Below are 21,234 nucleotides of genomic sequence, written 5' to 3' on the forward strand. Positions count from 1 at the left end.
CACATCGCCGCAGCGAAGCCACCCGCCACCGCTGCTGAGAAACCCCAATGTCGCGCTACCGCTTCGGTAACCGGCCTGGGCTTTCTGCCGCCGTGGATCACGACGCTGGCTTGTGCTGCCGATCATGCCGCCGCTGCGCCTTGACCACATCCACCGCCCGCGCCCGGACCCAATCCAGCAGACCCGCCAACGGCGTAGCCAGCTCCTGCCCAAGCTCCGTGAGCGAGTACGTCACCTTGGGCGGCGTCGCAGGCTCCACCTCGCGATGGAGCAAGCCGTCACGCGTCAGAGTGCGCAGGTTCTGCGACAGCATCTTCTCGCTGATCCCGCCGATCGTGTCGCGCAGTTCGTAGAAGCGCGCCGGTCGATCGCGCAAGGAGAGCAGGATCAGCGTGCCCCAGCGGCTGCACACGTGGTCGAGCACCGTCCGGCCGGGGCAGTCGCTATTGAACGCGTCACCCGGGTCCGCGGCGGCGCGGCGTCCTGCCTCGGTGCCTACTCCCATGTCCGGAGCTTACCCCAGGGTGCGTACTTACCAGAAGTTAGCCCAGAACCTACGGTGAGCTTCACTGCGACACAAGGAGGTATTCCCGTGACCAGTTTGGTGATCGGAGCTACCGGCAACGTCGGCCGTCAGGTGGCTGTTCAGTTGGCCGGGCGCGGGCTTCCGGTACGCGCGTTGGCGCGGCGGCCGGAGAACGCCGATTTGCCCAGCGGCATCGAAGTCGTTCCCGGTGATCTGTCCGATCTGGACAGCCTGCGCGCCGCGTTGCGGGGGGTGGACTCGGTTTTCTTGATGTGGCCGTTGATTTCCGGCGATCCGGCCGAGGCGATCGCGGACACTGTCGCTGCCGGCGCTCGTCGGCTGGTTCTGCTCTCGTCGGCCGCGGCGCGCGGGGATTCGCACGACGCGATCAGCCAGGTCCATCGTGCGGTGGAGGAGGCGATCGAGCGCACCAGTCTGGAGTGGACGTTCCTTCAGCCGCACGGATTCGCGACCAACACCCTTGGCTGGGCATCGCAGATTCGCGAGGACGGCGTCGTTCGCGGGGCTTACGGTTCGGTTTACTCCACGCTCATCCACGAAGCCGACATGGCGGCGGTCGCGGTGACCGCGCTGACTTCCGAGGGACATGCCGGCGCGAAGTACGACCTCACCGGTGCCGCGGCGCTCACGCAGGTCGAGCAGGTTCGGGTGATCGGCGAGGTGATCGGCCGGGAGACTCGCTGGGAGGAGGTGCCGCGGGAGGTCGCGCGCGAGCTTCTCCTCCGGCGGATTCCGGCGAAGTACGCGGACGCCATGCTCGACGCGTTCGCCCGCTTGGCCGGTCGCGAACCCGATCGGCCGACGACGACGGTGGAAGACGTCACGGGGGTTCCGGCACGGACTTTCGCCCAGTGGGTGGCCGATCACGCGGCCGAGTTCGCTCCTGCGGAGCGGTGAGGCAGGGGGCGGGATCGCGCGGACGCTCGCCCGGCACACGGTCGCACGAGGGGCGGACCGGTCCGGAGCCGCTGTCGCACCCCGTCGCGGCATGGGTTCAGCAATTGCTAATATTCGCAATTGCTGAACCCTTCCAGCCCGTCCGCGGGCGGGCCCGGACCGAAGGAGGCGCGGTGAGCAAGCCGCTCTACCAGCTGAAAGCCGAGTTCTTCAAGACGCTCGGCCATCCGGCCCGGATCCGGGTGCTGGAACTGCTGTCCCAGCGCGAGCACGCCGTCGCGGAGATGCTGCCCGAGGTCGGCATCGAACCGGCGAACCTGTCGCAGCAGCTGGCGGTCCTGCGCCGGATGGGGCTGGTCACCACGCGCAAGGAAGGGTCGAGCGTCTACTACTCGCTGATCAGCCCGCAGGTCGCGGAGCTGATGGCGGTGGCGCGCGAAATCCTGACCGGTGTGCTGTCCGGGCAGGTCGAGCTGCTCGACGACCTGCGTACCGCGCAGGCCGGCAGCACGCGCCCCGCGGAGCATTGACGTGCGCGGGGCCTGGCGCGCCGGTGGTGCGCGGTGTTGAGGCTGTGGCGTGCGATCCGCCGGACGGGACGGACCGCCGAACCCGCGCCGCCGCGGCCGGAGCCGTTGCCGCGAGCGCGTGAACTCGGCGGTTCGGTCCAGTTGCGGCACGTGGACGCGGGATCGTGCAACGGCTGCGAGATCGAGATCGGTGCGGCGTTCGGCGCGGTCTACGACGCGGAGCGATACGGCGCGCGGCTGGTCGCGTCGCCGCGGCACGCGGACGGGCTGCTGGTCACCGGACCGGTCACGCGCAACATGACGGAGCCGTTGAAGCGCACGTACGAGGCCGTGCCGCGGCCGCGGACGGTCGTGGCGATCGGGGACTGCGCGCGGAACTGCGGCGTGTTCGCCGGTGCTTACGGCGTGACCGGCCCGGTGCGCGACGTCGTGCCGGTCGACCTCGAAGTGCCTGGCTGCCCGCCTCGGCCCGAGGCGATCGTCGAGGCGGTGCGAAAGCTGACCGGCCGGTGAACCTCGCGGCGGCAGGGCTCGGGACGGCGGTGGGGAGCGGCGCGGCGGCAGCGCTGGTGTGCCTCGTGGCGCCCGCCAAGGCCCGGACGCTCGTGTCCGGAATCGGCACGATGCTCGCGGGTGCGGCCGGGGTCGCGGCGGGTGCGGCGGCTCTCGCCGGGCAGACCGCGCACGCCGGGTTCCCGTGGCTGCTTCCGTTGTCCGGGTTTTCGCTCGAGCTGGACCGGACGGGCGGGCTGTTCACGGCAGTCGCCGGCGGAGCGGCGATCGCGGCGGGACTGTACGGGATCGGTTACGCGCGAAACGGGCTGCGCGCCCGCACGGTGCAGGCGGTGCAGCCGCTGTTCGTGGTGGCGATGCTGCTCGTGCCCGCGGCGGCCTCGGTCGGGACCTTCCTGGCGTGCTGGGAGCTGATGGCGGTCACGTCGCTGGTGCTGCTGCTGGCCGAGCACCGGCTGCGGCCCGCGGTCGCGTCGGCGGGCCGGTGGTACGCGGTCATGACGCACCTCGGGTTCGTGACTGTCCTCATCGGACTGCTCTGGTTCGCCGCGCTCGCCGGCGGCGACAGTTTCGCGGCATTGCGCGCCGCTTCCCCGCCGCCGGCCGCGGCGAGTGCGATCTTCCTGCTCGTGCTGGCCGGGTTCGGTTCGAAGGCCGGGATCGTGCCGCTGCACGCCTGGCTGCCGCGCGCGCATCCGGAGGCGCCGAGCCACGTGTCCGCGCTGATGTCGGCGGCGATGGTCAATCTCGGCGCGTACGGCGTGCTCCGCGTCGGGTTCGACCTCCTCGGCGGCGGGCCGCGCTGGTGGTGGGTCGTCGTGCTCGCGCTGGGCGCGGGCTCGGCGGGGTACGGGATCCTCCAGGCGGTCATGGCGTCAGATCTCAAGCGGCTGCTGGGGTATTCGACCACGGAGAACCTCGGGCTGGTCTTCGCCGGGATCGGCGCGGCCGGGCTGCTCGCGTCCGCCGGCGACCGGGTCGCGGCGGGGCTGGCGCTGGCCGCCGCGTTGCTGCACATCGTGGGGCACGCCGCGTTCAAGACCCTGTTGTTCCTCGCCGCCGGATCGGTGGTCCACGCGACCGGCACCGGAGACCTCGACGCGCTCGGCGGCCTGCGCGGCCGGATGCCGTGGACCACCGGCCTGTTCGGACTCGGCGCGCTGGCCGCCTCGGCGTTGCCGCCCGGCACGGCTTTCGTGTCGGAATGGTTGCTGCTGCAGGCTTTGGTGCACGGTCTCCCGGCAGCGGGAGTGGTCACCGCGGTCGCGATGCCGCTCACGATGGCCGCTGTCGCGCTCACCGCCGGCCTTGCGGTGGCGACGTTCGTCAAGGCGTTCGGCATCGGGTTCCTCGCGAAACCGCGCGGCGCCGGAGCGGAGCGGGCGCACGAAAGCCCGGCGGCGATGCTCGTCGGCATGGGTATCGCGGCGGTGGCGTGCGTGGTGCCCGCGCTGTTTCCCACGCTGGTGTTGCCCGCGGTCGGCGCGGCGGCGGGCTTCGGCGATCCGGCCGCGCGCGACCTGCTCACCGTGCGGCTGAACGGTGTCGCGGGCACGGTTTCGCCGTTGCTGATCACCGGCGGCCTGCTCGGCGGCGCGCTGCTCGTGGTCGCGACGGTGCGGATGCTCGCGTCGAGCCGGGCGCGCCGGGAAGCGCGGCTCTGGGACTGCGGCGGCGGTCCCGCGACGGCCAGGGCGGAGTACACCGCGACGTCGTTCGCCGAACCGCTGCAACGGGTTTTCGACAACGTGGTGCGCCCGGAGACCGACGTGGACGTCGGCCACTACGACGAAGCCCGTTACCTCGTGCGCCAGGTCGCCTACCGCCGGGAGGTGCCGGACCGGATCGAACGAGTGCTGTACCGGCCGGTCCTCGCCGCATTCGCGACGTGGGGCCGCGCCGGGCGGAGGCTGGCCACCGGCAGCGTGCACCGGTACCTCGGCTACGGCTTCTCCGCGGTGGTTCTCGCGCTGATCGTGCTGGCGGTGACGCGATGACCGGGTTCGCCGCCGCCGGAGCGGTCGTGCAGACAGTGCTCGTGGTCACCGGAGCGCCGGTGCTGACCGGCCTGATGCGGCAGGTCCGGGCCCGGCTGGAGGGGCGGGCCGGAGCCGGGGCGGGCCAGCCGTGGCGCGACCTCCGGAAACTGGTGCGGCGCAAGGAATCGCTGACGCCGCGGGGCACCGGCCAGGTTTTCCGGACCGCGCCGGTCCTGCTGACGGCGACGACGCTGCTGGTCGCGTTCGCGGCCCCGTTCGTCACCACGGCGTCGGCGCTGCCGCCGGTGGCCGACCTCTTCGCGGTGGTCGCGCTGCTTGCCCTCGGCACGGTCGCGCTCGCGCTCGCCGCGCTCGACACCGGCACCGCGTTCGGCGGGATGGGCGCGAGCCGGGAGATCACCGTCATCGCGCTGGTCGAGCCGACGCTCCTGGTCGCGATCCTGGCGCTGTCCGCGCGGGCGGGCAGCACCGACCTCGCCGCGATCGTCTCGTCCACAGTGGACGATCCGGCGCGGGTCGGTTCGCCGGTGAGCCTGCTGGCCGCGGTCGCGCTGGCGATCGTGACGGTCGCGGAGACCGGGCGGCTGCCGGTCGACAACCCGGCCACGCACCTCGAGCTGACGATGGTGCACGAGGCGATGGTGCTGGAGTACGCCGGACCGGACCTCGCGCTGGTCGAACTCGCGTCCTCGATGCGGCTGACAGTGTTCCTCGGCCTGCTGGCCAATCTGTTCGTGCCGTGGGGGATCGCGACGTCGGCGTCGCTGCCCGCGCTGCTCGCCGGGGCCGCGGCGTTCGCGGCGAAGGTCGGACTGCTGGGTGCGGCGCTCGCGGCGGCCGAGGTGTTTTTCGCGAAGCTGCGGCTGTTCCGGGTTCCGGAGCTGCTCGCGGGCTCGTTCCTGCTCGCGTTGCTGGCGGTGGCGGCGTCCTTCGTCCTGCCGGGAGGGGTGTCGTGACCGAACTGCTCTACCTGGTCTGCGGGGTGTTCCTGCTGACCGCGGTGCTGGTGCTGTGGAGGCGCGAGCTTCCGGTTCTCGTGCGGGTGCTCGCGGTGCAGGGCTGCGCGCTGGCGGGGGTGGCCGCGGTGCTCGCGGGCTCGGTCGAGGCGGCGCTGACCGCGGCAGGGCTGCTGATCCTGCGCGCCGGTGTCCTCCCGTGGCTGGTGCGGCGGATGACCGCGCGCCAGGGGCCGGACCGACGCGAGACGCGTCCGGTCGTGAACGTGACGGCTTCCTTGCTGTCGGCCGCTTTGCTGGCACTCGTCGCGTACGCCGTGTCGCGGCCGCTCGTGGAACTCGATCCTTCTCCGGCGTCGGCGGCCGCGCCGGTCGGCCTGACCGTGGTCCTGATCGGGTTCTTCGTGCTGGTGACCCGGCGGCGGGCGGTGTCCCAGCTCGTCGGATTCCTCGTGCTGGACAACGGGATCACCGCGACCGGCCTGCTGCTCGGCGCCGATCCGGGGCTGCTCGTGGAAATCGGGGTGTCGCTGGACGTGCTGCTGGCGGTCCTCGTGCTGCAGATCCTGTCCGGCCGGATGCGGCAGCTGTTCGGCGGCACGGACCTCGGCGAGCTGCGGGAGTTGCGCGACTGATGGCGATCCTGGTCTTGGCGGTGCCCGCGGTGACGGCGCTGGGCTTCCTGGTGCCCGCGTGGCGGCGCGGCATGCTGTGGGCGGGCGCGGCGAGTGCGCTCGTGAGCCTCGCCGCGGCGATCGCGCTGGCCACGACAGTGGTGCGGACCGGTCCGGTCAGCGCGCTGGGCGGGCTGCTTCGGGCCGACGCGTTGTCGGCGTTCCTGCTGGTGGTGATCAGCGCGGTCGCGGTTCCGGCGACGCTGGCGACGCCGGGGCATTTCGCGGCCGAAACAGCGGCGGGCCGCGCGACCGAGCGCACGGCGGCGAGGCACGGCCTGCTGGTCCACCTGTTCCTCGCCGCGATGACGCTCGCCGTCCTCGCCGCCAACCTCGGCCTGCTGTGGGTGTCGATCGAAGCGACGACGGTCGTGACCGCGTTCCTCGTCGGACAGAGCCGCACCCGGACCGCGGTCGAGGCGGCGTGGAAGTACGTGGTGATCTGCTCGGCCGGGCTCGCACTGGCGCTGCTGGGCACGCTGCTGCTCGGATACGCGTCCGGACACGCCGGGGGCGGCCTCGATCTGGCCGGGCTGGCGGCCGGGGCGAGCGGCCTCGACAGCGGCGTCACGCGGATCGCGGTCACGCTGCTGGTGCTCGGATTCGGGGCGAAGGCGGGGCTGGCCCCGCTGCACGCCTGGCTGCCGGACGCGCATTCGCAAGCGCCCGCACCGGTGTCGGCGCTGATGTCCGGGGTGCTGCTCGCCGTCGCGTTCTACGCCGTGCTCCGGGTGAAGGTGGTCTCCGACGCCGCGCTCGGCGCCGGGTTCGCCCGCGGCCTGCTGACCGTGATGGCGCTCGCGTCGCTCCTCGTGGCCGCGACTTTGCTGCTGGCGCAACGCGATTACAAGCGGATGCTGGCCTATTCCAGCATCGAGCACCTCGGGCTGGTGTCGTTCGGCGCGGCGGTCGGCGGTCCGGTCGCGACGGCGGCGGTGCTGGTGCACGTGCTCGGCCACGGCCTGGTCAAGGCGGTGCTGTTCCTGGGCGCGGGCCGGGTCGCGCAGGGGACCGGCACGAGCCGGATCGACCGGGTGCGCGGGCTGGCCGCGCGCGGGCCGGTGCTCGCGGGCTGTCTCGGCGCCGGAGTGCTGGCGCTGGCCGGGATGCCGCCGTTCAGCCTGTTCGCGAGCGAACTGGGGCTTGCCCGCGCCGGTTTCGCCGGCGGTCTCGGCTGGGCGACGGCGATCGTCCTGGTCCTGGTGCTGGTGGTCGCGGCGGCGCTGGCCGGGCACACGACGCGGATGCTGCTGGGCGACCCGCCCGGCGGCCCCGGTGCGGCGCGTGCTCCGGTGACGGTGCCGCGTGCGACCCGGGTCGCACTGGCGGTGCCGCTCGTGGCCGGGGCGGTGCTCGGGTTCTGGACCGGTCCGCTGTCCTCGTTGCTGCACGCGGCGGCGTCGGCCGGGGGAGGGGCCTCGTGAACGTACGGGAAGCGACTCCCGCGGAGCTGCCCGCGGCGGCGGAATCGTTGCTGACGGAGGGGTTCCGGGTCGCGCTCGTGTCCGGGCACGACGACGGCGACCGGCTGCGCGCGGTGTATCTGTTCCTGGCCGAAGGGGACCGCCGGGCCGAAGTGCACGTGCCGCTCCCGGCAGCCGGCCCGAGGCTGCCGAGCTTGGCCCGGCTGTCGTTCCCGGCGGGCCGGTTCGAGCGCGAGATGCGGGACCTGTTCGGCATCGTGCCCGACGGCCATCCGTTGCCGCGCAGGCTGGTCCGGCATTTCCACTGGCCGCGGGGCTGGTATCCGATGCGGTCCGGAGCCGGTGCGCCGCCGGAGTTCGGCGAGGCCGACGGGCCGTATCCGTTCCGCGCGGTGGAAGGGGCCGGGGTGTCGGAGATCCCGGTCGGCCCGGTGCACGCCGGGATGATCGAGCCGGGACACTTCCGGTTCTCCGTGTCGGGCGAGACGATCCTGAACCTCAAGGCCCGGCTGTGGTTCGTCCACAAGGGACTGGAGGCGCTGTTCTCCGGCCGGGAGCCCGGCGCCGGGATCGAGCTGGCCGAACGGATCAGCGGCGACACCGCGGTCGGGCACGCGCTGGCCTATTGCCTCGCCGTGGAAGACGCGCAGGGCCGGGAGGTGTCCGCGGACGCCGCGCGGGTCAGGGCTGTTCTGCTGGAACTGGAACGGATCCACAACCACGTGGCCGATCTCGGCGCGCTGTGCAACGACGTCGGGCACTCGGTGCTGAACTCGCACGCGCAGACAGTGCGGGAGAAACTGTTGCGGCACAACGAGGAAGTCACCGGGCACCGGCTCCTGCGCGGCGGCGTCCGGCTCGGCGGGGCCCGGCTCGCCCGGCTGCCGGACACGGCGAAAGTGCGGGCGCTGGCCGCCGAAGCCGGGGAGATCGCGCAGCTGGCGCTCGACCATTCCGTGGTCCGCGACCGATTCGCGGGCACGGCGGTGCTTTCGCCGCGGCAGGCGGCGGACCTGGGGACGCTCGGATACGTCGCGCGGGCCAGCGGCCTCCGCCGCGACGCGCGGTACGAGCACCCGTTCCTCGATCTGGGCGAACCGGTGCGGCACGCGCGGACCGACGGCGACGTCCTGTCCCGGTTCCTGGTGCGGGCCGAGGAAATCGCCCACTCGGCGGCGCTCGTGGAACGGCTCACCGGGTCGCTGGGCAGCCGGTCGGAGACGGCGGATCCCGCCGGTTCGGGGTCCGGGGCCGGGGTGGCCGAGGGCTGGCGCGGCACGATCGTGCACCGGGTCGAACTCTCCGGCGGGGTGCTGAGCCGCGTCAAAGCCGTCGACCCGAGCTTCTTCAACTGGCCCGCGCTGCCGGTGGCGCTCGTGGACACGATCGTCCCGGATTTCCCGCTCGTCAACAAGAGTTTCAACCTCTCGTACGCGGGCAACGACCTGTGAACCCATCGACCGGAGGCAGTATGCCGAGTGAATTCGTGCGGGAACTGAAGCGGGGCGTCGCGGCGGCGCGCCAGGCGCTGGAGACCGCGGGCGAGGAAGAGTCGGACAGCCACCGCGCACGGCTCGCGGAGCTGCGGGAAATCGCGCGGCACAACGGAGTCGACCTCGACGGCCCGGACGCGGGCGAGACCGGCCGGTGAACGGGCTGCGGGCCGGGCTGGCGGTGGTCGGGGACAGCGCGCCGGACGAGCCGGAACCCTCGCTGGCGCTGCTGCGCGCCGACGCGCGGGCGATCCGGGAGCACACCGGCACACCGGCGTCGGCGTTCGCGGTGCGCTCGCGGAACGCGGGCGAACTGTCGGCCGCGCTGCGGTCGTTGCCGAGCGAGGTCGAAGCGGTGTACCTGACCGGGGCGGACCCGGCGAAAGCCCGTGCGGCGCAACGGGACATCGCCGCGGGCGGCGGGATTCCGGTGATCACCGAGGAGGAAACGTCGGGCATCGTGCTGGCCGCCGCCGTGCTGATCCGGTCGCGCAGGCTGCACGTCGCGCCGTTCGCCGCGAAGGTGGTGGTGGCCGGCGCGGACGCGATGCCGCTGCTGGTGCCGCTGCTGGTCGCGTCCGGGGTGGGGGACGTCGTGGCCTGGCGGCGTTCCGACGCGGCCGGGTACCCGCTGGCCGAGGTCGCGCGAAACGCGACCGTGGTGGTCGACGCGGCGGGAGACCTCGGCGGGTCGCTGCTGGTGGCGCCGGACCGAAGCGCGGGACTGCTGCCGCTGCCCGGACTGTTCGCGGCGTCGCGGCGAGGGCTGGTCGCGCGGCCGGTGAACGATCCGCTGTATCAGCTGGACGTGCACCGGGCGTGCGCGCACGCGTTGACGACGCTGGCACCGGTGGACCGGCTGCTGCCGGAACTGTCGGATCCGGATTTGGCGGCGCGGGTGTCCGACGCGATCGAAGAGGCGTTGCGGCCGCCTCGGCAGCGTTAGCTCAGCGGTCGTAGTACGTGGTCGGACCCTCCGGCCACTGCCGGGTAGGCGGAGGAGGCGGCTGCTGCTCCGCCCGGCTGCTCCGCTTCCGCCGGTGCAACGTCCGCGCACTGGCCGCCATGCTGCTCACCAGCGAAGCGATCACCAAGCCGATCACCAGGTTGATCGCCGCGGTGGCGATCTTCGCCTCCATGCCCACCGTCAAAGTAAGCGGCAGGACCACCGCGATCGCCGTGACCAGCACCATGATCCACCCGAAGAACTGGCCCGGCGCAGGTGTCGCCACGCTCAGCAGGTGCATCAGCCCGGTCGCCAGCAGCGCGACAGCGGCGGCGGAGATCGCGTATGTCGGCGTGCTCGCTTTGCCCCACAGGCCATCGCCTTTCGGGGCGAGCACGGGCACGTCGAAAATCCCTCGCGCGATCAGCAGGCCCACTACCGCCACGAGCGCCGCGACCACCGCGGTGGCCACGCCGCCCGCCCACAGCCTCGCCGCGTCGATGCCTGGCCGGGTGTCCTCCCCGTAGTCGCCGGGGTAGTGCTGCGCCATCAGCGGTCCCTCCGTCGCAAAACCGGTCGCTGCCGATTGTCCCGCTAGTTCGGCTGGTTCGCCGGGTCTGCGGATTTCGCCAGCGAACGCAACCGGAATGACAGGACCACGAGGGTTACCCCGTAAATGACCGCGTAAATCCCGATCAGCAGCGCGACGCCGAACGCGCCCGCGATCGGGTGGAACAGCACGAGCACCCCGGCGATCACCGAAAGCGCGCCCGCCACGATCAGGAACGCCTCGCCGGTGATCTGCTTGCGCAACCGGATCGCGGCGACGATTTCCATGATCCCGGTGACCACCGCCCACGCGCCGACGAGCGTCGCCAGCACCAGCACGGTCACCCCGGGCCACACCAGCGTCATGATCCCGGCGACCAGGCCCAGCACGCCGAGCAGCGCGTACGCGATCCGGTGCGTGCCGTCTCCCGGCCGGAATGCCTGCATGATCGCCCCGGCGGCGTCGATCAGCACGTAGATCCCGAACAGGAAAGCCAGCGCCAGCACGGTGATGCCCGGCCACACGAGCGCCAGCACGCCGAACAGGACGCCCAGGATCCCGCGCGTGAGCACGAGCGGCCACGCGCGCCGCGGATCGAGCACCGCGAAGCCGAGGACGGGCGGAATGGGCGTGGACATCGGGTGCCTCCCGGGGGTGTCGTGCTGACCTGGCGAAACGGTAGCCGGACCGGGGCGCCGTCGCCGGGACCTCACCCGATCGAGGGCGTTACCAGTCGACCGTCAGCCCGGCGAGCCGCCACGTTCCCGGGTCGGGTACCCGCTTCGCCTCAAGGACACGCAATCCGGCGAACCGGTCCAGCAACGCGGTCAGCGCCGCCTCCGCCTGCACCCTCGCGAACGACGCGCCGAGGCAGAAATGCGGCCCGTGCGCGAAACCGAGGTGCGCGCCTGCCGAGCGGCGGACGTCGAAGCGGTCCGGATCGGCGAAGACGCGCGGGTCCCGGTTCGCCGCGGCGATCGAAGCGGTGACCGGTTCGCCTTGGCGGATCCGCACGCCGTGCAATTCCAGGTCTTCGGTCGCCCGCCGGGGAATGGTCAGCAGCTGCGAACCGCACCAGCGCATCAATTCCTCGATCGCGCCCGGCCACAGCTCCGGTTCCGTGCGCAGCGCTTCGAGCTGATCCGGGTGCGCCAGCAGGGTTTCCACGGAATTGGCGATGAAATTCGCCGGAGTCTGCCCGGCCAGCACGAGCTGCCAGACCAGCGCGACGGCTTCCGTCTCGGTCAGGCCCGCGCTCGTCAGATGCGCCAGCATCGCGCTGTCCGGATGCGCGACCAGCGTCCGCGAGCTGTCGATGATCCCGGGCACGGCGGCGGCGAACTCGTCTCCGGACACCTGCACGACCGCCGCGCCGTATTCGTGCCAGCGCGGCCGTTCGGCGTCCGGCACGCCGACCAGGGCGCAGATGACCTCCATCGGCAGCGGCCGGGCGAACTCCGCCAGCAGGTCGACCGGGCCTTCCGCGGGCAGCGCGTCCAGGTACCGGGCGACGATCTTCTCGATCTCGGGGCGGAAGTCCAGCGCGCGGCGGGCGGCGAACGCGGGCGTGGCGAGCCGGCGCAGCCGGGTGTGTTCCGCCCCTTCCATTTCCTGCATGGTCCGCAGGTAAGGGCGGCAGTGCTCGGGGACGTCCGGACGCTGATAGCTGGCCTCGCTCAAGGCGAACCGCTGGTCAGTGAGCATCGCGCGGGCTTCGGCGTGCCGGGTCAGCACCCACATCGGCGGGAATCCGGGACCGGTCAGTCTGGCCAGCGGTCCCTGCTCGCGGGCGGCTCCGTAGGCGGTGAACGGGTCGCTCGTGACCGCGGGATCGGTCAGGTCGAGGTCGGGAACGGGGAGCACGGGGGACAAGGAAGACCTCCAGATGTTCAATTCAGATGATCTCATCATATGAATGGTGGCGGTATCTTGGCAAGGAAGCGGACCGGGAGGACTCACGATGGCGCGGCTCACCAGGGCGCAGACGCAGGAGCGCAACCGGGCGAAAGTGCTGGCCGCCGCCCGCGAGGAGTTCACCGAACGCGGCTTCCGCGACGCCAAGATCGACGTGATCGCCGAGCGCGCCGAGCTGACCCGCGGCGCGGTCTACTCCAACTTCCCCGGCAAACGCGCGCTCTACTTCGCCGTGCTCGCCGCCGAAGCGGAACGGTTCGCCGCCCAGCCGCCAGAACCGGACCCGGGCCTGACGCCCGCCGAGGCGCTCGGCGCGTTCGCCCGCGCCTGGGTCGCCCGGCTGCCGCTGGCCACCGATCCGGACGCGCGGCTCGGCGTCGACCTGCTGCCGGAAATCCTCGCCGACGAACTCACCCACCGCCCGTACGCGCAGTTGCTGCGCTTCGACGCGATCGTCCTCGGCCTGGTGCTGGAGCGGCTTTCGCCGTCGTCCGGACGGTCGGTGCGGGTGGCGGAAGCGGCGCTGACGATGCTGCACGGGGCGAGTCAGCTCGCCGCCGCGGCACCCGGTTTCGGGGAGCCGTTCAACGTCGTGCGCGCGTGCGAGGCGTTGCCCGCGCTGGGACTCGCGGACGCCTGGCCGGAGCCGCCGATCGTGCCGCAGGCGAAAGCAGCCGGGGAAATCTGGTCTCCGCCAGAGGTTTTCGACGCACTGCGGGAGCGTCCGGCGCGGATCGACGGGGACGGGGTGGTCGCGGTGATCGGGCTGCACCGGCTGTCCGCGGTGGAAGAAGCCTTGCGCGCGGCCGAAGAGGTCACGCTCGTCGTGGTGACGGGTCAGCCGGGGGAGCTGGTGCCGTTGACCAATCTGGTGCTGGCGGATCTGCGTGGTCTGCTGAAGCGGTCGTGCCCGGAATCGGCGTGGCCGGACGTGCGGGTGATCGTCGACGAGACCGGCGCGGTGGCCGCCGCGGCCGGGGTTTCGGCGGTCAGCGACGCGACCGAGACCGCTATCCGCGTCCACAATGGACACATTCTGCTGCGGGCGGAGGGCTTCGGCGCCTGCCACGCCGCCGCGACGGGCGCCGTGCCCGCCGGATGAATCGGCGGAATCCGCTGCCGGGCCGCCTAAACCCTTCCGACGTCGGTGGACAGGGCAGCCGCCGCGGCAGATAGTGGAGCGAAGATCGGCCGAAAGGAGCGGCGATGGCCGAGATCGCTCCGCTGGACCGGCAGTTGCGCGGCCTGCTGCGGCACGGCACGTTCGCGCAGGTCCTCGACCACGCGCTGAACGTCCGGGGGCTGAGCCTCGAACAGGTCCGGCAGCGGCTCGCCGGGCGGGGAGTGCGGGTCAGCCGGGCGGCGCTGAGCTACTGGCGCCACGGCCGCAGCCGTCCGGAACGGGCCGAATCGCTGCGTGCGGTGCGGGCCCTGGAGGCGGTGCTCGGCCTGCCGCCGGAATCGCTGGTCGCGCTGCTCGGCCCGCCCCGGCCGCGGGGAAGGGGAGCGGCGGCGGAACCGGAGGCCATCGACCGCAAACGGCTGTGGCCGGGCCACCGGCCGTTGCTGGCGGAGCTGAACCTGCCGCCGGACAATCTGGTGCGGCGTCTCGACGTGCACGAGCACCTGCGGGTCGACGAGCACCGGCGGCTGACCAAGGTGCACACCCGGCTCGTGGTGGAGGCCACCGCCGACCGGGTCGACCGGTGCGTGGTGTTCCTGTGGGCCGAGCGGTCCGCCCCGGCGCTGCCCGCCGAGGTCCGGTACTGCCGTCCCGGCCGGGTCCGGGTCGATCCGGAAGCCGGGGCGACGGTCTGCGAACTGCTGCTGGACCAGCGGCTCGCGACGGGCGAGCGCAGCGTGCTCGAGTACACCGCGGTCTACCCGCCCGGCCCGGAACTGACCTTCTACCACCACCGCTTCACCCGCCCGGTGCGGCAATACCTGCTGCAGGCGGAGTTCGCCGGCGCCCCGCCCGCCACCTGCGTGCCGTTCCGCCAGAACAGCGTGCAGGCGCCGCGGCGCCCCGGGCCTCCGCTGTGGATAGGGGCCTCGCGGACCGCGCATCTGGTGCTGACCGACGTCCGGCCGGGCATCGCGGGCCTGGCCTGGGAATGGGCTTGACCGGCGGTCCCGGGAAACCGCCGGCCAGCCCCTCCGCACCCGGTCAGTAGACGAACCAGGAGACCTGCGCCTTCCCCGCCGTGCCGGAGGTGTCGGTCGCGGTGATCGTCGAGCTCAGCAGACCCGAGGTGGTCTGCGGGTTCCCGGAGATCACGCCGGTGGCGTGGTCGATGGACAGCCCCGAGGGCAGTCCGGTGGCGCTCCAGGAGTAGCTGCCGGTGCCGCCGGAGGCGCGCATCGCCAGGTGCACCGGCGAACCGTGCGGCACCGCCTGGAAGCCCGGGTCGGCCACGGTGACCGGACCGGACGAACCGCCCTGCACGGTGAGGGTGAACGTGGTGTCGTGGCTCGCCGTGGCGTTCTTGCCGGTGATCGTCACCTTGTACGTCCCCTGCGGCGTGGAGGCGCTCGTGGCGATCGTCAGCTTCGCGGAACCGCCCGCGTTGACCGACGCCGGATCGAACGTCGCGCTCGCCCCGGCGGGCAATCCGCTCGCTGACAACGCGATGTCGCCGCCGGACGGAGGCGTGGCGCCGATCTGCTGGTTGGCCCAGTCGCCCATCGAACCCCACAGCTTGCCGTGCGCGTTGTAGGACGCACAGTCGGTGCGCAGCCAGGAGAAGACCCCGTAGATCTTGCCGTTGTAGTAGTACGGTCCGCCGGAGTCGCCTTGGCACAGGCCCTTGCTGCCGTCGCCGTAGCCGTCGCAGAACATGTACTGCGGCTTGAACACCGACGAGTCGATGGTGCTGCAGTTCGAACCGTCCACTGTGGGCAGCACGACCTCGCGCAGCTGGGTGTTCTTGCCGGCGTCATTGGCGTCGGTCTTGCCGTAGCCGATGGCCGTGCCCTGGGTGCCCAGCGGCAGGTCGTCGGCCGAGGACGCGATCTTCGGGTAGGTCATGCCCGCCGGAACGGGGATGTCGGTCTTCGTGAAGATGATCGCGACGTCGTTTCCGTTGCGCCAGCCCTGGTCGCTCTGCGGGCTGTAGTCCGGGTGGATCCGGAACTCCGCGATCTCGATCCGGGTGCCCTTGCTCGTGTCGTTCAGGTCGTCCCGTCCGTAGATCAGGTACTTCGGGTCGCCGTCGGCGAACTTGCAGTGCGCGGCGATCAGCACCGCCCGTTTGGCGACCACGCTGCCGGTGCAGGACTGCTCCTGCGGGCGCACCCCGCCGGTGCGGTGCTCGGAAATGATGAACGGGTACTTGGCGACGGTGGTCGGCTGCCCGTTGATCACGCTCGGGCTCGCCGAGGGCGCGGCGCCGTTCACCGCGGTCGTCGAGACGGTGGTCGTGGCGGATTGCCCGGCGTTGACCGACGCCGACGTCGGGTCGACGCTGAGGGAGAAATCGCCTTGGCCGGAACCGTTGACCGTCAAAGCGACCGGCGTCGTGTGCGTGGCATCAGTGGCTTTTCCCGTCACTGTAACGGTGTTCTGCCCTGGTGAGGCTGAGGACGACGCCGCGAGTGTGAGGGTGGACGTGCCGCCCGCGGTCACCGAGGGCGGGTCGAACGTCGCCGTGACGCCGGCTGGAAGCCCGCTCGCCGACAGCGCGACGCTCTGCGCGCTGCCCTTGACGACCTTGGTGGTGATCTTCGTGGTCGCCGACTTGCCCGGGTCGACGCTGACCGAGGCCGGGTCCGCGGCGAGGGAGAAGTCGTTGGCCGCGGGCGGCGTCGTGCCGTTGATCAGCGGGTCCGCCAGGTTGTCGCCCTGCATGGAGCCCCAGCCGGTGCACAGGTCGTAGCCGGTGCCCGCGTCGTAGGTGCCGTTGTTGCCGGAGACGACGTCGTGGAAGGCCGAGGAGTACTGCGCGGACTGGGCGATCGAGTACACCGTCGGGTTGATGGCGCCGAGATTGCTCTTGCCCGAGCTCTTCGCCTTCTGGTTCACCATCGCGAGATAGCCGGCCCACAGCGGGGAGGACAGGCTCGTCCCGCCGACGTCCTGCCAGCCGCCGTTCATGTACACCGAAAGCGCGCCCGCCCCGTAGTCGGCGTCGAGCGCGACGTCGGGCACCGAACGGTACTTGCTGCTGCCCGGCTGCCAGTCCGGCTTGCCGTAGACCGCCGAATACCCGCCGCCGGAGCGGGTGTTGCCGGTGCCGCCCTGGTTCCAGCACGACTCCGACTGGTAAGTGCCCGCGCTGTCGCTCGTCCGCAGCTGCGTGCCGCCGACGCCGGTGAACAGCGGGTCGCTGGCCGGGTAGTCGGCCTGCACGGTGGAGTTGTCGCCGTTGTAGCCGCAGCCGGTGGCTCCCCAGTCTCCGGAGGCCGACAGCAGAGTGACGCCCTGGGCGACCATCTGGGAGTAGGAGTCGTGCGACGCGGCGATCGGGTCGGATTCGCACTTCTCGCCGAGCAGCCACGAGCCGGACAGGATCGTGATCTCGTTGTCGCTCGCGATTTTCGCCATCTCGTCGACCCAGGCTTTGTCGCTGTTCGGCGCCTCGTAGACGATCTGGCTCGCTCCGGGCGCGGTGGCCGCGACCGCCTGGATGTCCAGCGTCACCTCCAACTGCCCGCTGCCCGGCTGGGAAACCCCGCCGTCCACCGGGACCGCCTTGGGCTTGACCGCGGGCTGCTTGAAGTAGTTCGTCCAGGCGTCGATGTCGGACTGCTTGAACGAGTCGAACTCGATCAGCCCGACCGTCTGCCCGGATCCGTCGTAGGAACCGGAAAGCTGCTTCATGCTGTAGGCGGTGCGGAACTGGGCGGGGGTGTAGCCGCCGCCCGGGCCGCCGGGACCCGCCGGGGACGACGCGCGGTGCGCGATCGGCCGGTTCGTCAGGCCGGTCACCGTGCGCACGATCTTCGCGACCGACGACGGCACGCTCGGCGCGGATTCCCTGGCGTAAAAGTGCTTTCCGGCTGAGTCGGCGTAGTCGCCGAGCCGCGTGCCAAACGCCGCCTCCACCTGCTCGACGGTCCCGGCCGCGTCGACCACCTGGCGGTTGGCTGAGACGTCGGTGACCCGCAGGCCCTGTTTCTCCAGGTATGCCTTCGCAGCGTCCACATCGGACTCGCGCGGTGCGAAGCGGGCCGTGTAGTCCGCGCTGGACAGGAAATGCCGGTAGTCCGGCGAACGCGGATCGCTGACCGAGGCGACGAACTGGGCGAGCCCGGCTTCGTCGTGGGGACGCAGCGAGAGCGCGATCGGGATTTCCCGGCCGGGATCGGTGGCGCCGAGACGCTGCGCGCCCGCCGGGGCGGAGCCGGTGGGCGCCAACGGCGTCCGCGGCTCTTGGGCGGCAGCCGAACCCGGTATCGCCAGAGCGGCTGTCAGGACGAGACCGGCTGCCGCGGCGGCCGGTCTCGCCCACAGGGAACGAGGGAGCACGATTCCTCCAAAGCGAAGCGGAGAAGAAACAGCCGGCCAAGGCTAGCCGCGGCGGGGGCCGCCGAATCGTGCTCGCTGAACGTTCGACGACGTTCAACCGTAATTCTGAACCAGGGCGTTTCCCCTGCTCAGAGGTAGTGGGGTGAAACAGTTTTCCACAGAGTGGCGGGTCAATTCACCGCGCTGGGAGGACGAAACTGGAAAGGAGAACCGGCACGACCGTCAACGCGATGGCTGTCCAGGGCAGCGCGCCGGGAGCTGTGCCGAGCAGGACTCCGCCGATCAGCGCGCCACCGGCGACGGCGCCGTTCCAGCTGGCGATGGTCAGCGACTGCGCGATGTCGGCACGGCGTCCGGCCAGCACCGCGGTGACCGCTTGGAACGACGTCGGCGCACCACCGAAAGCCAAGCCCCACAACGCACACGCGGCGAGCAGCAGCACCGGTTCGCGGCCGCCGAAGACGAGCATCCCGAAACAGCCGGCGGTGACGGCGGCGCAGCACGTGAGCACGGCACGGGGATGCCGGTCGAGGGCGAGCCCGACCAGCCACAGCCCGGCCACCGTGGCGGTGCCGAAGAGCAGCAGCCCGGCGCTCAACAGCACGAGATGCCCGTGAGCGGCGTAGAACGGCCCGAGATAGGTGTAGAACATGTTGTGCGCCAAGGAAAACGCTACCACCAGCAGCAACAGCGGACGCAGCCCCGGCGTGCGCAGCACGGCGCGGAGACTCGTCCGAGCCCCCGGTTCCTCGCCGGACAGCGGCGGAACCACCGCCACGATCCACCACAGCAGCGGCGCCGCGACGAGAGCCATCCCGGCGAACACCCAGCGCCAGCCGACGAGTTCGCCGAGGGCGGCACCGGCCGGGACGCCGAGCGCGAAACCCACCGGGGTGCCCGCCATCGCGACGGCGAGCGCGCGGCCGGACCGCTCCGCGGGCACGAGGCGCATGGCGTAGTTCGCCACGAGGGACCACAGAATCCCGGTGAGCGCCCCGGAGGCCACCCGCGCCGCGAGCACCAGCGCGAACCACGGGGACAGCGCGATCGCCAGATTGGCCGCCACGAACCCGGCGACCAGCAGGAGCAGGAGTTTCCGGCGCGGCATCCGGGCCGACGCCGCGGTCAGCGGCAGCGCGGTGAGGGCAGTGGTGATCGCGTAGACCGTCACCAGCTGTCCCGCGGCGGCCGGGGACACGCCGAGGTCGGCCGCGGCCGGGAGCAGGATTCCGGCCGGGACGATCTCGGTCAGGCAGCCGAGGAACACCGAGGCGGCCAAGGCCAGCAGGGCGGGGAGGGGCAGAGCGGTGCGGCCGGGCGGCGCGGTGACGTCCATGGCGGGGTCCTTGGGGTCGTGGCGGTCGGCCGCGTCGGTCAGGCGGGGGCGGGTGATTCGTCGTCGGGTTCGGTGTTGTGGCCGCGTCGGTCATGCCGTCGCGGAGCACGGCCGGGCGGGGGAAGTGCGGCCGTGCGGGGTGGGTGATGCGTCGCCGGTCGGTGATTTGGCGGCCGCGTCGGTCATGCCGTCGCGCGGCCGGGCGGGGAGGAGCGGCCGGGCGGCGCCGTGACGTCCGTGGTGGGGGGGGGCCCTGACGTCGTGGCGACCGGCCCGGCCGCGCGCGGTTACGTGGTGTGCAGCAGCAGGTTGTGCGAGCCCTCGCCGGGATCGACGACCTTGTCCTTCGCGGCCGCGTCGGTCATGCCCTTGAGCACCTGGTCCGGCGTCGCGTCCGGATGCGCGGACAGGAACATCGCGGCCACCCCTGCCGCTTCCGCCGAAGCGATCGACGTCCCGGAAACCACGGCGGACGCGCAGTCTCCCGTGTTGTCCGCCGTCGGGATGTCCTTGCCTGGCGCGTAAAGGTCCACGCAGCTGCCGAAGTTCGACGACGGCGCCCGGTGGTCGGCCTGATCGGTGGCGCCCACGGTGATCCCGGTGGTCTGCCGGGCGGGCGTGATGTCGCAGGCGTTCACCCCGGTGCTGCCGTCGCCGTTGCCCGCGGCGACGGTGTAGGAGAGGCCGTTCTGGGTCATCTTGTAGAGCTGGATGTCGAGGACCGTGCCGCTGGGACCGGCGAAGCTGAGGTTCAGCAGGGCCGGGCGCTGCGCGTTGAGGTTCACCCAGTCCAAAGCGGACAGAATCTCCTCGGACGTGCCCGTGCCGTCGCAGCCGAGAGTGCGCACCGACTCGACCGAGGCCTCTTTCGCGACGCCGTAGCGGCTGCCCGCGATGGCGGCCGCGACCTGGGTGCCGTGGCCGTTGCAGTCCGTTCCGCTCTGGTCGTCGTCGGGATCGACCGCGTCGTACGCGGCGTGCGCGCGTCCGCCGAAGTCGTGGTGGCTGGTGCGCACCCCGGTGTCGAGCACATAGACGTGCACGTTGGCCGCGGTGTTCGGATAGGTGTAGCTGCCGTCGAGCGGGAGGTCTGTCTGGTCGATCCGGTCCTGTCCCCACGAAGGCGGGTCTTCCTGGGTTCCGGCGGCGGTGTAGACCTGGTTGGCCCCGACCGTGGTGACCGCGGCGTCGGTGAGGTACTTGTCGTGCTGTTCCCGGGTCGCCGAAAGGGAAAACGCCTGCGAGACCGAGTAGTAGACCCGGCGCAGCGTGCCGCCGTACTTGGCGATCAGCGCGTTCGCCGCGGCGGTGACCTTGTCCTTGTCTTTGTCCATCGGCTTGAGCCGCACGATGTACACCGCGGTGTCGTCCGCGACCGCCGCGGGCGCCGCGATGCCGGCCGCGAGCGAGAGCAGGGCCGCCAGCACGACGGCTTTCGGGGTGCGTTTCATGGTCGTCCCTTCGGGGAGCCTCCGCCGCGATCCCGGGGAATCCCGGCGGAGGCGGGCGCGGTCAGAGATTGTTCAGCCAGGTGCGCAGGTCGTCCGGGCCGCTGCCCTCGTCGAATCCGACCACCCGGCTGCCCTTCTCCTGACCGGCGGAGATGTCGATCAGCGTCGGGATGTACTCGATCCCGTACTTGTCGGCGATGTCCTTGTTCTGGCCCTGCTCGCTCAGGTCCACCTTCGCCCAGATCCACTTGCCGCCGTCGGCCGCGTGGTATTTCTCCAGGTAGGGGGCCATCTTCTGACAGGGGCCGCACCAGCTGGCGTAGAAGTCCAGCACGACCGGCTTGGTCTTGGACATCTCCATCACCTGGTCGTAGTTGGCCGAGGTGACGTCGACGACGGTCTCGTCCTGCGGCGCGAGCGAAGCGTAGGACGCCGGGGTCTGCGCGGCGCTCGCCGGCGTCGCCGCGGCACCGCCGAGGACTCCCGCCGTCATCGCCGCGACGGCCGCGAACATCCGGATTCTCGTTCCCATGTGC

Annotated in this window: 20 protein-coding genes; 12 read left to right on the forward strand and 8 right to left on the reverse strand. The window is 71.8% G+C overall.

Annotated features, from left to right (window positions below):
* Nucleotides 1–97 precede the first annotated feature (97 nt).
* The gene (locus L3Q65_RS05625) at nt 98–505 is read right to left on the reverse strand and encodes a helix-turn-helix domain-containing protein (RefSeq protein ID WP_237598950.1); all 408 of its coding nucleotides are present in this window, start codon (nt 503–505) and stop codon (nt 98–100) included.
* Between the two features lie 87 nt (nt 506–592).
* On the opposite strand from L3Q65_RS05625, the gene L3Q65_RS05630 reads away from it, so the two are divergent.
* From L3Q65_RS05630 to L3Q65_RS05675, 10 genes are all read left to right on the forward strand, one after another.
* Nucleotides 593–1,444, forward strand: coding sequence for an NAD(P)H-binding protein (locus L3Q65_RS05630; RefSeq protein WP_237598951.1), 852 nt, complete (start codon nt 593–595; stop codon nt 1,442–1,444).
* Nucleotides 1,445–1,617: 173 nt separating this feature from the next.
* Nucleotides 1,618–1,974, forward strand: a complete 357-nt coding sequence (locus L3Q65_RS05635; RefSeq protein ID WP_182892028.1) for a helix-turn-helix transcriptional regulator — start codon at nt 1,618–1,620, stop codon at nt 1,972–1,974.
* Nucleotides 1,975–2,007: 33 nt separating this feature from the next.
* Nucleotides 2,008–2,487, forward strand: coding sequence for an NADH-quinone oxidoreductase subunit B family protein (locus L3Q65_RS05640; RefSeq protein ID WP_237598952.1), 480 nt, complete (start codon nt 2,008–2,010; stop codon nt 2,485–2,487).
* Nucleotides 2,484–4,484: a proton-conducting transporter membrane subunit gene (locus L3Q65_RS05645; RefSeq protein ID WP_237598953.1), complete on the forward strand. Its 2,001-nt coding sequence runs from the start codon at nt 2,484–2,486 to the stop codon at nt 4,482–4,484. The genes L3Q65_RS05640 and L3Q65_RS05645 overlap by 4 nt, the downstream gene beginning before the upstream one ends.
* The gene (locus tag L3Q65_RS05650) at nt 4,481–5,443 is read left to right on the forward strand and encodes a respiratory chain complex I subunit 1 family protein (RefSeq protein WP_182892025.1); all 963 of its coding nucleotides are present in this window, start codon (nt 4,481–4,483) and stop codon (nt 5,441–5,443) included. Before L3Q65_RS05645 ends, L3Q65_RS05650 begins: the two co-directional genes overlap by 4 nt.
* The gene (locus L3Q65_RS05655) at nt 5,440–6,078 is read left to right on the forward strand and encodes a hypothetical protein (RefSeq protein ID WP_182892024.1); all 639 of its coding nucleotides are present in this window, start codon (nt 5,440–5,442) and stop codon (nt 6,076–6,078) included. Before L3Q65_RS05650 ends, L3Q65_RS05655 begins: the two co-directional genes overlap by 4 nt.
* Entirely contained in the window at nt 6,078–7,541 is a 1,464-nt protein-coding gene (locus L3Q65_RS05660; RefSeq protein WP_237598954.1) for a proton-conducting transporter membrane subunit, read from the forward strand. The genes L3Q65_RS05655 and L3Q65_RS05660 overlap by 1 nt, the downstream gene beginning before the upstream one ends.
* Nucleotides 7,538–8,992, forward strand: coding sequence for an NADH-quinone oxidoreductase subunit C (locus L3Q65_RS05665; RefSeq protein ID WP_182892022.1), 1,455 nt, complete (start codon nt 7,538–7,540; stop codon nt 8,990–8,992). Before L3Q65_RS05660 ends, L3Q65_RS05665 begins: the two co-directional genes overlap by 4 nt.
* 20 nt (nt 8,993–9,012) lie before the next feature.
* Complete coding sequence (locus L3Q65_RS05670; RefSeq protein ID WP_182892021.1) at nt 9,013–9,192, forward strand: hypothetical protein; 180 nt, start codon at nt 9,013–9,015, stop codon at nt 9,190–9,192.
* Nucleotides 9,189–9,980: a hypothetical protein gene (locus L3Q65_RS05675; RefSeq protein ID WP_182892020.1), complete on the forward strand. Its 792-nt coding sequence runs from the start codon at nt 9,189–9,191 to the stop codon at nt 9,978–9,980. The genes L3Q65_RS05670 and L3Q65_RS05675 overlap by 4 nt, the downstream gene beginning before the upstream one ends.
* Before the next feature lies 1 nt (nt 9,981).
* Here the strand turns inward: L3Q65_RS05675 and L3Q65_RS05680 are convergent, their stop codons facing one another.
* The 3 genes from L3Q65_RS05680 to L3Q65_RS05690 all read right to left on the reverse strand — a co-directional run bounded on the left by L3Q65_RS05680 (nt 9,982) and on the right by L3Q65_RS05690 (nt 12,393).
* The gene (locus L3Q65_RS05680; protein WP_182892019.1) at nt 9,982–10,530 is read right to left on the reverse strand and encodes a DUF6069 family protein; all 549 of its coding nucleotides are present in this window, start codon (nt 10,528–10,530) and stop codon (nt 9,982–9,984) included.
* A gap of 44 nt (nt 10,531–10,574) precedes the next feature.
* Nucleotides 10,575–11,168, reverse strand: a complete 594-nt coding sequence (locus tag L3Q65_RS05685) for an HdeD family acid-resistance protein (RefSeq protein ID WP_182892018.1) — start codon at nt 11,166–11,168, stop codon at nt 10,575–10,577.
* A gap of 88 nt (nt 11,169–11,256) precedes the next feature.
* On the reverse strand, nt 11,257–12,393 hold the full coding sequence (locus L3Q65_RS05690; protein ID WP_182892017.1) for a cytochrome P450: 1,137 nt from the start codon (nt 12,391–12,393) through the stop codon (nt 11,257–11,259).
* A gap of 97 nt (nt 12,394–12,490) precedes the next feature.
* On the opposite strand from L3Q65_RS05690, the gene L3Q65_RS05695 reads away from it, so the two are divergent.
* Together L3Q65_RS05695 and L3Q65_RS05700 are read left to right on the forward strand one after the other, a co-directional pair.
* A complete protein-coding gene (locus L3Q65_RS05695) occupies nt 12,491–13,546 on the forward strand; it encodes a TetR/AcrR family transcriptional regulator (protein ID WP_182892016.1) in 1,056 nt (351 codons plus the stop codon).
* Nucleotides 13,547–13,650: 104 nt separating this feature from the next.
* Entirely contained in the window at nt 13,651–14,568 is a 918-nt protein-coding gene (locus L3Q65_RS05700) for an XRE family transcriptional regulator (protein ID WP_182892015.1), read from the forward strand.
* A 43-nt stretch (nt 14,569–14,611) separates the two neighbouring features.
* Here L3Q65_RS05700 and L3Q65_RS05705 read toward each other — a convergent pair whose 3' ends face one another.
* The 4 genes from L3Q65_RS05705 to L3Q65_RS05720 all read right to left on the reverse strand — a co-directional run bounded on the left by L3Q65_RS05705 (nt 14,612) and on the right by L3Q65_RS05720 (nt 21,230).
* Nucleotides 14,612–17,911, reverse strand: a complete 3,300-nt coding sequence (locus L3Q65_RS05705; RefSeq protein WP_237598955.1) for a protease pro-enzyme activation domain-containing protein — start codon at nt 17,909–17,911, stop codon at nt 14,612–14,614.
* A gap of 175 nt (nt 17,912–18,086) precedes the next feature.
* Complete coding sequence (locus L3Q65_RS05710) at nt 18,087–19,247, reverse strand: MFS transporter (protein WP_237598956.1); 1,161 nt, start codon at nt 19,245–19,247, stop codon at nt 18,087–18,089.
* A 287-nt stretch (nt 19,248–19,534) separates the two neighbouring features.
* On the reverse strand, nt 19,535–20,698 hold the full coding sequence (locus tag L3Q65_RS05715; protein WP_182892012.1) for a S8 family peptidase: 1,164 nt from the start codon (nt 20,696–20,698) through the stop codon (nt 19,535–19,537).
* A gap of 61 nt (nt 20,699–20,759) precedes the next feature.
* Entirely contained in the window at nt 20,760–21,230 is a 471-nt protein-coding gene (locus L3Q65_RS05720) for a co-chaperone YbbN (protein ID WP_182892011.1), read from the reverse strand.
* Between the last annotated feature and the right edge of the window lie 4 nt (nt 21,231–21,234).

Origin of the sequence: Amycolatopsis sp. FU40 (assembly GCF_021903635.1) — a bacterium.
Lineage (GTDB): Bacteria > Actinomycetota > Actinomycetes > Mycobacteriales > Pseudonocardiaceae > Amycolatopsis > Amycolatopsis dendrobii.